Here is a 12,164-nt window from a genome sequence, read left to right on the forward strand (position 1 = left end):
CTGTCGTCAGCCGAGGTGGGTCATGCCCGCCGCGACCACCTGGGCGACGTTCAGCAGGTCGTCGGCAGTCGGGACGGGTAGGTCGTCGAGGGCGTGGAGGCGGTCGGTGCTGGCGATCGCGAACATGGCGGACACCCAGGCAGCGGCGCAGGCGTGGAGGGTGCCGGGGCGGACGGGGACGGGGGTGCTGGCTTGCAGGACCCTGGTGGTGACATCGAGGAGCTGATCGCGCAGGGCGCGGAGTTTGCGGCGCACGTCGGGGTGGGTGTCGGCTTCGCGCCACATGATCACCCGCAGGACCGAGGAGTGATGGTCGCGCAGGTTGATCGCGGTGTCGAGATTGATCAGGCTGGCGGCCGGATCGCCGGGGGTCACCACGGCGGCGAGGTCGTCGATCGGGTGTTCGGGGACGCGTTCGCGCATGAGCGCGGACAGGATCGCGTTCTTGGTGGGGAAGTAGTAGAAGACCAGTCCTTTCGGCACATCGGCGGCCGCGGCGACGGCCGCGGTCGGCGTCGCGTCGAATCCCTGTGCGGCGAACAGGGTCTCGGCGGCATCCAGGATGAGTTGCCGGGCGTCGCCATCGCGTTTCGCGTTGCGGCGCCCGACTCGTCGGCCCGGCATCAGTGATGTGGAGCCATGTTGTGCAGGCGCTGGTTCATGGCAGGCAGCGCGGCGACCGCCACCACCGCCGTCACCACTCCGACCACCCATGCGGTCCAGGACGCGCCGCTGAACGCGGTGAAGTCCATGGCCCACGGCGAGATGAACAGCAGCACGCCGAACACGCCCATCGCGTAGTCCGCGACCGTCAGATCGTCCCTGACCATCTGGATCAGACCGGTCGCGGCGATGAGTACGCCGAGCACGATCAGGGTCCAGCGGGCGTTGTCGTTGGTGTCGAGCCACAGGGGCGACAGTGCGGTGAATGCGCCGAGCACAACGGCCAGAAAGTCCTGTGCGCGACTGTTGGTGAACATGGGAAATGCCTCCTCGTTGAGACGAAAATACCTCTGACCTCGGTCTACTCCTGATTGACCGCCCGGTCGACATCGGAAGCGGCACGGTTGTGTTGCGACGTGGGTGTCACAGGTGACCCGGCGCACTGGTACAAACATCTGGGGGCCGTAGTGGTCCGCGACACAGCAGAAACATGGCACGAGCGGTCAGCGACCGCGCATGCCGAGAGGACACAATATGAGCGCGCCCATCGTGATCGTCGGAGCGGGTCTGGCAGGCCTGCGCACGGCCGAGGAACTGCGCCGGGCCGGATACGAGGGCGGTGTGCTGCTGCTCGGCGACGAGACGCGCGCGCCGTACGACCGCCCGCCGCTGTCGAAGCAGTTCGTGCGCGGCGAGACCGACGACACCACCCTTCGCCCGCCGGAGTTCTTCGCGGACAAGAACATCGAGCTGCGCCTCGGTACCGCCGTCACCGGTGTCGACACCGCCGCGCGCGCCGTCACCCTGGCCGACGGCGCCACCATCGCCTACGACCAGCTGATCATCGCGACCGGTCTGCGCCCGCGCAGGCTCCCCGGTCTTCCCCAGGTCGGGGGCGTACATGTGCTGCGTGCCCATGAGGACGCCGAATCCCTGCGCGCCGAACTGGACGGTGCGAACCGGGCATTGATCATCGGCGCCGGTTTCATCGGCTGCGAACTCGCCGCCAGCTTCCGCGCCGCCGGAGTCGAGGTCAGCCTCGTCGAACCCCAGCCGACCCCGCTGGCCTCGGTCCTGGGCGAGCAGATCGGTGGCCTGGTGGCGCGCCTGCATCGCGACGAAGGCGTCGACCTGCGCTGCGGTGTCGGCGTCGACACCCTGCGCGCCGACGATTCCGGCCGGGTGTGTGGCGCGGTCCTCACCGACGGCACCGACCTCGACACCGACCTGGTCGTGGTCGGCGTGGGCTCGGTCCCCGTCACCGACTGGCTGGCCGACTCCGGTATCGAGCTGGCCGACAGGTCCGCGGGCGGTGGCGTGCTCGCCGACGAGGTCGGCCGTACCTCCGCCGACGCCGTCTGGGCGGTCGGTGATGTCGCCGCCTGGCAGCACGACTCCGGCGTCCGCAAGCGGGTCGAACACTGGACGAGCGCGGGTGAGCAGGCGAAATTGCTGGTCACCGCCCTCCTCGGCGGTACTCCGCCCACCATGGCCCGCGTCCCGTACTTCTGGAGCGACCAGTACGACATCAAGATCCAGGCCCTCGGCACCCCCTCGGCCGGCGACGACGTCACCGTGGTCACCGACGACGGCCGCAAGTTCCTCGCCTACTACTCCCGCGACGGCATCCTCACGGCCGTGCTCGGTGCGGGCCTGACCAGCCAGGTGATGAAACTGCGCGCCAAACTGGCCACCCCCACGCCGGTGGCGGACCTCCTCGCCGCCGCAGGCTGAGCCCGCCCGGGCCGGTGCGTATGGTCGCGATCGGCCGGGCTCGCCGCTGTAATACGGTGTAGCGGTGATCGTCGCGCTCATCGATTCCGGCCTCGGCCTGTTGCCTACGGCTTCGTGGTTGCGCAAGCTGCGGCCCGACGTCGACTTGCTGCTGCTGCTCGACCCCGATGGTGCGCCCTGGGGGCCCAAGCCGGAGCAGTGGGTGGTCGAGCGGGTCGTCGGCACGGCACGGCAGGCGATCGAGGCGGGGGCCGAGGTGATCGTGCTGCCGTGCAATACCGCCAGCGTAACCGCGTTGGCGCATGTGCGGGCGGAGGTGGGGGATTCGGTGCCGGTGATCGGCACGGTTCCCGCGATCAAACCTGCTGCCGCACAGTGCAATTCGGTGGCCGTGTGGGCGACGGCGGCGACCACTGCCAGCCGCTACCAGGCCGATCTGATCGCCAGGTTCGGCGGTGACGCGAAGGTCGTCGGAGTCGCCTGCCACGGCCTGGCCGATGCGATCGACCGCGGTGACATCGTGGCGATCCGTGAGTCGATCGCCGACTCGGCCGCGCGCACCCCGGCCGACGTCGAGGGCGTTGTCCTCGGCTGCACCCACTACCCGCTGGTCATCGACGCCATCATCGCCGCACTGCCCGACGGAGTGCGCCTGTTCGACAGCGCCCAAGCTGTCGCCGCCCAGACCGTGCGCAAGATGGACGAACTCGGCCGCCCCACCACCGGCTCCGGCACCGTCACCGTCCGCACGAGCGGTCGGCCGGGCGAGTTGCCCTCCGGTGCGGCGACATTCGAGTCGGGCCGCCTCCTCGGCGCACTACCGGCCTGATCGGACGGCGGGGAGCCTGCTCCGGCATGTCACCGCACCGGTGTTGAATGCGGAGGGAATCCGCCGACCCGGAGGTGCGTGTGTCCGAGCTTCCCACCGCTGCACAGGTGCGTAAGGCCCTCGCCGACCTGGCGAACCCCACTGACGCGCATCACCTGCAACGCTTCTTCAAGACCGGCCCCGGCGAATACGGCGAGGGCGACATCTTTCTCGGCATCCGAGTCCCCGTCACCAGAAAAGTGGCGAAACAGTTCCCCGCACTGCCGCTTTCGCAGATCGACGAACTCCTCGACAGTCCCCTCCACGAGGAACGCCTGGCTGCCCTGTTCATCCTCAACGCCCGCTTCGCGGCGGCATCGAAACCGCGTGCCCTCGACGACACGGCCCGCAAGGAGATGGTCGATCTCTACCTGGCGGCCGTCCGGCGCGGCCGGGTCAACAACTGGGATCTGGTCGACGCCTCCGCCGAGAACATCATCGGCCCCTGGCTACTCGACAAAGACCGCACGCTGCTGTTCGAACTGGCCGAACAGGATTCGCTGTGGGAGCGCCGGGTCGCGCTGTTGTCGACGTTCGCGTTCATCAAGGCGGGCGATCCGAGCACCACCTTGGAGCTCGCCGAAATCCTTCGGACGGACCGCCGAGATCTGATCCAGAAGGCGCTGGGGTGGATGTTGCGCGAAATCGGCAAGCGCGTCGACCAGACCGCACTCACCGATTTCCTGAACCGGAACGCACCCGAGCTGGGCCGCACCGCGTTGAGCTACGCGACCGAACACCTCGACCCCGAGCAACGCGCCGCCTACCGCGCCATGCGTTAGAACTGGATCCGCAGGCGATCGGTCACCGGCCGCGCCTGGCAGCCGAGGATGTACCCGTTCTCGATGTCCTCGGGATCGAGGATCTCCGAATTGGCCATCTCCACTTTGCCTTCCAGCACGGTGCAGGCACACGACCCGCACTCGCCCTCCTGGCAGGAGTAGGGCACGTCGAGGCCCTTGTCGAGCATGATGTCGACCAGCGTCTGCTTGCGGGGCCACGACATCTCGTGCACCTGGCCGTCGAGTTCCACCTCGACCGTCGCCGCGTCGGCCGCTTCGGCCTCGGACACCTCGGCGGGCGCGTGGTCGGCGAACGGATCTCCGGCGAGGGAGTTGAACACCTCGGCGTGGGTGCGGTTGCGCGGGACCTCGAGCGAGGCCAGCGCGTCGTGCACCAGGTCCATGAACGGCTTGGGCCCGCACATGAACGCCTCGTAGGCGGTGTAGGGCCGGACCAGGGTGGCCAGCATGCCGGCGGTCGGCAGACCGAGCAGCGGTTCGAGCCAGTGGATGACGGTGAGTCGCTGGGGATGCTTACCGACGAGATCGCGGAGTTCGTCCGCGAAGATCACCGAGGTCGCGTCGCGATTGGCGTAAACCAGCACGACCTTGCCCGAACCCTGCGACAGCGCCGACTTCAGGATCGACATCACCGGCGTGATTCCGCTGCCCGCGCCGAACAGCAGCATGTCCTCGTCGAGATCCTTGGGCGTGAACACACCTGACGGCGGCAGCACCTCGACCTCGTCGCCCGCGGCGATGTTGTCGCACAGCCAGTTCGAGCCGTATCCGTCCACGGTGCGCTTGACGGTCACCTTCGGCAGGTCATCGGTGAACGGCGAACTGGCCAGCGAATAGCAGCGGGCGACCGAACCGGTCTGCTCGCTCGGGATGCGCAGCGTCAGGAACTGGCCGGGGGAGTAGGCGAAGCGCTCGCGGAGTTCGGCGGGTACCTCGAAGACCACGGAGTGGGTGTCGGCCGTTTCGGCGATCACCGCGGCTACTCGCAGCACCACCGAGCGCGAGCCGTGCGGAACCTCGACTGTGGTCATGTCGTCCTCTCGGGCAAAACTAGAACGTGTTTCAGTTTCATGCTAGGCCGGGACGCGCCTGCAGGGCAAGCTGCGCCTCGAGTCCGGCGACCAGCACCTCCATCCCGAAGTCGTAGGAGTACTTGCCGCGCAGGTCGGACATGTACTTCGTGGCTCGGGCCACTGCCTCGGGCAGCAGCACGTCGGCGGGCGCGGAACGGTCGCGCGGGTTCACTCTGCTGCGGCCGAACAGGTAGGTGTGGATGGTCGCGTAGGCGGCCAGCACGTTGCGGTCGCTGAAGCCCGCGTCGAACAGGATCTCCATCACGGCGTCGATCAGGTCGAGCTGCTTGCCGAGCATCTGCTCGAGCAAGATGTCGCCCAGGCCGGGATGCGTGCGCAGTTTATCGTCTATCTGATCGATCAGATCGCGCAGGCGCACCTGCCACGGACCGGACTCGCGCGGCGGCTTGCGCACCCCGACCAGGGCCGCGCTGGCAACCAGATCGAGTAGCTCGCGCTTGTCGGCCACGTAGTAGTACGGCGCCATCGGTGACACCCCGAGCTCGCGCGAGAGCCGCCGCATCGACAGCTTCTCGACCCCGTCCTCGCGCACCACTTTCAGTGCCGCGTCGACGATCTCTGCCTCCGACAGTGTCGAACCAGCACCCGCCCCGCCATGGTTACGCAAGCCTCTGCCTCACCTCTGCTGCCACCGGGCCATCAGCCCTTTCCCGTCCCTGCCTCCGGAAGTCTAGAGGGGTTCGCAGCCGAGGGGGGCGGGGTGTGCTCAGAGAAAGATTTTCCGATTCCGCCCTTTATGGCAGTCACTGACGTTAAGGTGCGAGGTGACCGGCAACACAATGGAGGTAGTCATGCCTGAGAACACCACGCCTGCGACCGTCGAATCCGACGAGGACCTGGTCACCGAGACGCTGATCGAAGAGGTCAGCATCGACGGCATGTGCGGCGTGTACTGACCATGCTGGACCTCGACACCCGTTGGACGCTGCACCCTCGGGTCTCGTTGCGCCCGGAATCCTTCGGCGCGCTGCTGTACCACTTCGGCACCCGCAAGCTCTCGTTCCTCAAGAGCCGCGATCTCGTCGATGTGGTCCGGTCGCTGCCCGCGCACCCCTCCGTGCGCGACGCACTGCGTGCCAAGGGCATAGACGCCTCCGACGCGCACGTCAAAGCGCTCGCGCAGCTGGCCGACACCGACATGATCGTGGCATCGCCCGGACCGGTCACCGCCGCACCGACAGCCCTGGCGGCGGGTGACGCCACCCAGGGCGGCAGGTTGATCGACCGTTTCGAATCGGGCCTCGCCGCACCGATCTGCCTGACCTGGGAACTCACCTACGCCTGCAACCTGTCGTGCGTGCACTGCCTGTCCTCGTCGGGTCGCCGCGACCCGAACGAACTGAGCACCGAGCAGTGCAAGGCGCTGATCGACGAGTTCGAGCGCATGCAGATCTTCTACGTCAACATCGGCGGCGGTGAACCGACTGTGCGCCCCGACTTCTGGGAACTGGTCGACTACGCCACCGCGCACAATGTGGGGGTCAAGTTCTCCACCAACGGCGTTCGCATCAACGAAGAGGTCGCCGCGCGTTTGGCGGCCAGCGACTACGTCGACGTGCAGATCTCCCTCGACGGCGCCGATGCCGCGGTGAACGACGCCGTGCGCGGTCCCGGCTCCTACGACACCGCGATCAAGGCGCTGTCGAACCTCGCCGCGGCGGGTTTCAAGGACGCCAAGCTCTCGGTGGTCGCCACCCGGCACAACATCTCCCAGCTCGACGAGTTCAAGGCCATCGCCGACAAGTACGGCGCCACCTTGCGACTCACCCGCCTTCGTCCCTCGGGTCGAGGCGCGGACGTGTGGGACGAGCTGCACCCGCTGCCCGAACAGCAGCGCGAGCTCTACGACTGGCTCGTCCGCAACGGCGAGGGCGTTCTCACCGGCGACTCGTTCTTCCACCTGTCCGCATTCGGCTCGGCGCTACCGGGTTTGAACATGTGCGGTGCGGGCCGGGTGGTCTGTCTGGTCGATCCGGTCGGTGATGTCTACGCCTGTCCGTTCGCCATCCATGACCGCTTCAAGGCCGGAAACATCGTCGCCGACGGTGGTTTCGAGGCGGTCTGGACCGATTCGGAACTCTTCGCCGAACTGCGCGAGCCGGTCGACGGTGGCGCGTGCACGAAGTGCTCGCACTACGACTCGTGCCGTGGTGGTTGCATGGCCGCGAAGTTCTTCACCGGCCTGCCCGCCAACGGACCGGACCCGGAATGCGTTCAGGGCTACGGCGAAGCGGCGCTGTCGGCGCCGGGACGCACCATTCCGCGCCCCGCCGTCGACCACTCGCGCCCGGTTCGCAGCCGAACCAGGGTGTCGCTGCCACTGACCGTGAAGCGGCCACCGGCCAAGGCGTGCAACGAGAGTCCGCTCGGCTGAGCCCATCCCGGTTGCCGGAAGTGCGCTGCCGATCTTGTTGACGCGTCCGGCAACCGGTCACAGCCGTATTTCGGACAGACTTTGGTCCTTTTTTGTGGGGTGATGATGTCTGCGGGGCCAACTGCGAATAGCATGCGAGGAATGCGCCATGATCGTCTGCCCGACGGCTTCGGGGTACGGATCGATCCACGGGTACGCGCATTTTCCGGGGGTCGGATCCTGATCGGAGGATCGCCCGCACGGATGCTGCGCTTGGCCCCGGAGGCCGCCGAGTTGATCGGCGACGGATACCTGGAGGTGACCGACACCAAGTCCGCGATCGTCGCGCGCCGACTGCTCGATTCCGGCGTGGCCAACCCGCGCCCGCGGCTCGAACCATCCCTCGACGACGTCACCGTGGTCATCCCGCTCTACAACAACGCCGACGGGCTGTTACGGCTGCTGGCAGTGCTGCGTGGGCACAATGTGATCGTCGTCGACGACGGCTCCGACGAGCCGGTCCGCATCCCACCACGGCCGGGCCGCGGTCAGGTGACGGTGCTGCGGCACGAGAGCCCGCTCGGCCCCGCCGCCGCCCGTAATGCCGGATTGCAGGCGGCGACAACGGGCTTCGTGGCGTTCCTGGACTCCGATGTGGTGCCGCGCAGCGGATGGCTCGAGGTCATGCTCGGACATTTCAGCGATCCGCAGGTCGCGCTGGTCGCGCCGCGCATCGTGGCCCTGGATTCCGAATCCAACGCGCTCGCTCGCTACGAACACACTCGCTCCTCACTCGACCTCGGCCGGCGCGAATCGGCGGTGCACGCTCGCGGCATCGTGTCGTACGTGCCCAGCGCGGCGCTGCTGGCCAGGCGCGCGGCGCTGCTCGGCGAGGGTGGATTCGACGAATCGATGCAGGTGGCCGAAGACGTCGACCTGTGCTGGCGCCTCGAACGCGCGGGCTGGCGGTTGCGCTACGAGCCCGCCGCGCACGTCGCCCACGATCACCGGGTCGCCTTCCGCGCCTGGTTCGGGCGAAAGCTGTTCTACGGCACGGGCGCGGCACCGCTCGGGAAACGGCACTCGGGCTTGGTCTCGCCGCTGTCGGTGCCGACCTGGACCGTGCTGGCCAGTCTGCTGTTCGCGACACTGTCGAAATGGGGTCTGCTCGGCGGACTCGTCACTCTGGCGACGGCCCTGGTCCGCCTGCGCCGGGTCTTCACCGAACTGGACAACCCGACCCGGATCGCGGCGGTCTACCTCGCGCGCGGTTACTTCGCCGGGATGTGGCGACTGGCTTCGGCGATGTGCCGGGACTATTGGCCGGTGACGCTCCTGGCGGTGATCGCGTCGAGCCGGATCCGCAAGATCGCCATCACGATGGCACTCGCCGACGGTCTCGCCGACTGGTTCACCCATCGCGACTCGGGCGGGCTCGACCCGGTCCGCTATGTGGCCTACAAGCGTCTCGACGACGTGGCCTACGGCACGGGCCTGTGGCTCGGCGTCATCCGGGCGCGCAGTTTCGAAGCGCTCAAGCCGAGCGTGCCGCCCCGCTGAAGCCGACTGCGTGACGAGCACTCTCATCGTCGGAGCCGGGTCGGCGGGTTGCGTGCTCGCCGCGCGGCTCAGCGCCGATCCTGCGCGTTCGGTGCGCGTCATCGAAGCCGGACCGGTTTTCCCGGCGCTGGGGGAGCTGCCCGTCGAACTGCTCGACCCAGGTCATCTCCCGGTCGGCCCCGAGTCTCGACTGGTGTGGCGGTATCCGGGAAATCTGGTGCGAGGCAAGCTGATCGGTGGTTCCGGTGCGATCAACGGCAGCTACTTCATCCGCCCACCTGCCGACGACTTCGCCGCCTGGAGCGTGGTGGCGGGCCCGCGCTGGTCGTTCGAATCGGTCCTTCCGGTGTTCTGTGCTCTGGAAGACGATGCGGAATTCGGCGCTGTGCCCGGTCACGGAATCGGCGGCCCGATCCCGATTTCACGAACCAGCGACCCCACCGAGTTCAGCGTCGAATTCGCGCAACAGTGCGTGGCAGCGGGATTCACCGAAATCCCCGATCTCAACGCACCGTCCGCGGATACCGGTGCGGGATTCGGGCGCGTGCCGTTGGCGATATCGCGAGGCCGCCGCGCCGGGCCCGCGATCACCCATCTCTTTCCCGCACTCCACCGAAGCAATCTGATCCTCACCGGCGAAACAATGGTGACCCGGTTATTACTGCGTGGCACCCGGGTAATCGGTGTGGAGTGGGCCCGCGGGCGAGAACGTGGGACGACGTATGCCGACGAGGTGGTGTTGTGCGCGGGTGCGGTGGAGTCGGCCGCGCTGCTGATCAGATCCGGGATCGGCCCCGAACCGCTGCTGCGCTCGCTCGGTGTTCCGGTGCTGCGACCCGCTCCGGTGGGCGCGTGGTGCACCGATCATCCGGAGATCGGCATCGAATTCGCCGGTGCGCAACCCGCGTGGTCGACCGTCGCGCTCGAATACGTCCTCGAAATGGACGACCTGGAACTACGTCCGTACACCGCGATGTTCACGCCGGGTCTTCGCCGGGTGGGGGTCGCCCTGATGCGTCCCGAGTCGACCGGCGAGCTGACCCTGGTTTCGACTGATCCGGCTGTCGCAGCCCGCGTCGACCACCGTTATCTCCGCGCCGAGCGGGACCGAGCCCGGTTGCGCGAGGCAGTGGCACTCACGGCGGATCTCCTGGGTCGGCGAATCGGACCCGTCGACGACTCCTGGCTGCGCGCCAACCTCGGCACGTCTCAACATCTTTCCGGTACCTGTCGCATGGGCCCCGCGGGGGACGAGCGCGCGGTGGTCGACGAACAGGGGCGTGTGCACGGCATCGAGGCACTGACGGTGGCCGATCTGTCGGTCGTCCCGGTCCCGCTGCGGCGCGGTCCACAGGCCACCACAGTGATGCTCGCCGCGTCCATAGCGGACCACATGGTCGTGTGACGAAGTGACGATTGATACCACGATGTGACCTGCGGGACAAACCCTGACTTCTGGCGGTTGGCCTGATATCTGCCCGGTACAGTTTGTAGCGGGAAAGAAAGGCAAATGGTCAGCAATCTTGCAGGTGGGAGGCCCCCACGGCAGGCATCGGAGTCGGGCGCACAGCTCGGTGCTCTGGAAGCCTATGCCGCACAGGCCCATGGATTTCTCAGTGCCGGTGGTGAACAGCTTACCCAGCTGGCCGGTCTTCTACGTCCGCTCGTTCTCGAATCATGGCTGCGCAGTGTGCGCGGCGGTGTCGACCCGACGGACGTCCTCGACGGTCGCGGGCTGCGCGGCGCCGATCTGGAGCGTTATCGCGACGCCCACCCTATCGCCGCTCTCATGCCGCTGATCGACAAACTGCTGGTCCAGGACGCGTCGCACGCAGGATTGATCGTGACCGTGGCCGACCAGTTCGGTCGGGTGCTGTCGGTGCACGGTCATCCGGAGCAGGTCGCCGCCGCCGCCGAGATCGGCGTGCGCGAGGGCGACGATCTCAGCGAGCGCCGGATCGGCACCAATGCCGTCGGCCTCGTCGTGCGCACCGGCCGCGCCACCTGGATCCACGGACCCGAACATTTCCTGCATCGCATGCACCAGATCACCGGCGCCGCGGCGCCCGTGCACGAGCCGGACGGCCGACTGATCGGCGTTCTGATGATTGCCGGCGGGATGCGGGTGGCCAAGCCCGAAATTCTCGCGTTGGTCAAAGCCGCCGCGACCGCGGCCGAGATGGATCTGGTGCTGCGAGCCATGCGCGCGAGCCACGGGATCAAGGCGCCGGCTGCGGCGAACCGCGACGGCACCGGACAGGCCAGGCTCGGCCTGGACGTCTTGGGTCTGGGTCAACCTCAGTTGAGCATCGCGGGGGAGCGGGTGCCGCTCTCGCAGCGCCACGCCGAGATCCTGCTCTTGCTCACCGAACATCCCGAAGGTCTCGGCGCCGATCACCTGGCGCTGCTGCTGGACGACACCGATCTGGACAACGGCACGATCCGCGCGGCGATGTCGCGGCTGCGGTCGGTGATCGGCGCCTCGGTGGTCGGTTCGCGCCCATACCGTCTGCGCGTGCATGTCGCAACCGATGTGGAGGAGCTCCGGGCCGCACTCGACTCCGGTGATACCGCATCCGCATTGAACTTGTACGCGGGTCCGGTGCTGCCGCGCTCCTCGGCTCCCGGCATTTGCGATATCCGCGACGAGCTGCGAGTCCGGTTGCGGACCGCCGTGCTCGCCGCCCCCGACGCCGCCGTACTGCGCCGATGGACCTCGTGTCCGGAAGGCCGCGACGATGCTGCCGCGTGGGCCGCCTACCGGTCGACCGTCGATCGCGATTCGCCGCTGTATGCGCAGATAGAAGCCAAGATCCGGGTACTCGACCGGCGCATCGGCGCCGATGCAACGCAGATGCAACGTTTCGGCTCATAGTGTCCCGGTCTGAAGGTGTGGTGGCTCACATATGGATGGCCGATGTGTTGGAGCCCACACTCATGCCCTGGTCGTGGGTACCCGCCGGTACGGACTGGACGTCTGACCGATTTTTTTAGCGGAAAAAGTTTCTTTTTATTAACTGAGGGCCTACTGTCGGCACTGCATGGACAGGCGCCCATGTGATGTAACTGACAAAGCCGTTGGAGGAACG

At 67.5% G+C, this 12,164-nt stretch carries 12 protein-coding genes; 8 read left to right on the plus strand and 4 right to left on the minus strand.

Annotated elements, in window-relative coordinates; translation table 11 throughout:
• Positions 1-6: 6 nt before the first annotated feature.
• Both ACFVVI_RS14640 and ACFVVI_RS14645 read right to left on the minus strand, forming a co-directional pair.
• Complete coding sequence (locus ACFVVI_RS14640; RefSeq protein WP_378990890.1) at positions 7-624, minus strand: TetR/AcrR family transcriptional regulator; 618 nt, start codon at positions 622-624, stop codon at positions 7-9.
• Complete coding sequence (locus tag ACFVVI_RS14645; RefSeq protein WP_387445745.1) at positions 624-980, minus strand: SPW repeat protein; 357 nt, start codon at positions 978-980, stop codon at positions 624-626. Before ACFVVI_RS14645 ends, ACFVVI_RS14640 begins: the two co-directional genes overlap by 1 nt.
• 217 nt (positions 981-1,197) lie before the next feature.
• Between ACFVVI_RS14645 and ACFVVI_RS14650 the strand changes: the two genes are divergently transcribed.
• The 3 genes from ACFVVI_RS14650 to ACFVVI_RS14660 all read left to right on the plus strand — a co-directional run bounded on the left by ACFVVI_RS14650 (position 1,198) and on the right by ACFVVI_RS14660 (position 4,047).
• Positions 1,198-2,397 (plus strand): NAD(P)/FAD-dependent oxidoreductase, encoded by a 1,200-nt coding sequence (locus ACFVVI_RS14650; RefSeq protein WP_387445746.1) that lies wholly within the window; start codon positions 1,198-1,200, stop codon positions 2,395-2,397.
• A 64-nt stretch (positions 2,398-2,461) separates the two neighbouring features.
• Positions 2,462-3,226 carry a glutamate racemase gene (locus ACFVVI_RS14655; protein ID WP_378990886.1) on the plus strand — a complete coding sequence of 255 codons (765 nt, stop codon included), beginning with the start codon at positions 2,462-2,464 and terminating at the stop codon, positions 3,224-3,226.
• 47 nt (positions 3,227-3,273) lie between these two features.
• Positions 3,274-4,047: a DNA alkylation repair protein gene (locus ACFVVI_RS14660; protein ID WP_387445747.1), complete on the plus strand. Its 774-nt coding sequence runs from the start codon at positions 3,274-3,276 to the stop codon at positions 4,045-4,047.
• Here the strand turns inward: ACFVVI_RS14660 and ACFVVI_RS14665 are convergent.
• Both ACFVVI_RS14665 and mftR2 read right to left on the minus strand, forming a co-directional pair.
• Positions 4,044-5,099 carry a 2Fe-2S iron-sulfur cluster-binding protein gene (locus ACFVVI_RS14665; RefSeq protein ID WP_387445748.1) on the minus strand — a complete coding sequence of 352 codons (1,056 nt, stop codon included), beginning with the start codon at positions 5,097-5,099 and terminating at the stop codon, positions 4,044-4,046. The two genes, ACFVVI_RS14660 and ACFVVI_RS14665, sit on opposite strands and share 4 nt — an antisense overlap.
• A gap of 37 nt (positions 5,100-5,136) precedes the next feature.
• A complete protein-coding gene (gene mftR2, locus ACFVVI_RS14670; RefSeq protein ID WP_378990881.1) occupies positions 5,137-5,769 on the minus strand; it encodes a mycofactocin system transcriptional regulator MftR2 in 633 nt (210 codons plus the stop codon).
• A gap of 184 nt (positions 5,770-5,953) precedes the next feature.
• Between mftR2 and mftA the strand changes: the two genes are divergently transcribed.
• From mftA to ACFVVI_RS14695, 5 genes are all read left to right on the plus strand, one after another.
• Complete coding sequence (gene mftA / locus ACFVVI_RS14675) at positions 5,954-6,058, plus strand: mycofactocin precursor MftA (RefSeq protein ID WP_101468422.1); 105 nt, start codon at positions 5,954-5,956, stop codon at positions 6,056-6,058.
• A gap of 2 nt (positions 6,059-6,060) precedes the next feature.
• Positions 6,061-7,536, plus strand: coding sequence for a mycofactocin radical SAM maturase (gene mftC / locus ACFVVI_RS14680; protein ID WP_378991230.1), 1,476 nt, complete (start codon positions 6,061-6,063; stop codon positions 7,534-7,536).
• A 141-nt stretch (positions 7,537-7,677) separates the two neighbouring features.
• The gene (mftF, locus tag ACFVVI_RS14685; RefSeq protein WP_358060798.1) at positions 7,678-9,075 is read left to right on the plus strand and encodes a mycofactocin biosynthesis glycosyltransferase MftF; all 1,398 of its coding nucleotides are present in this window, start codon (positions 7,678-7,680) and stop codon (positions 9,073-9,075) included.
• Positions 9,076-9,085: 10 nt separating this feature from the next.
• Complete coding sequence (gene mftG, locus ACFVVI_RS14690) at positions 9,086-10,480, plus strand: mycofactocin system GMC family oxidoreductase MftG (protein WP_387445749.1); 1,395 nt, start codon at positions 9,086-9,088, stop codon at positions 10,478-10,480.
• A 105-nt stretch (positions 10,481-10,585) separates the two neighbouring features.
• Positions 10,586-11,950: a GAF domain-containing protein gene (locus tag ACFVVI_RS14695; RefSeq protein ID WP_378990877.1), complete on the plus strand. Its 1,365-nt coding sequence runs from the start codon at positions 10,586-10,588 to the stop codon at positions 11,948-11,950.
• The last annotated feature ends 214 nt before the right edge of the window (positions 11,951-12,164 follow it).

This window comes from Nocardia sp. NPDC058114 (assembly GCF_042884695.1).
GTDB lineage: Bacteria > Actinomycetota > Actinomycetes > Mycobacteriales > Mycobacteriaceae > Nocardia.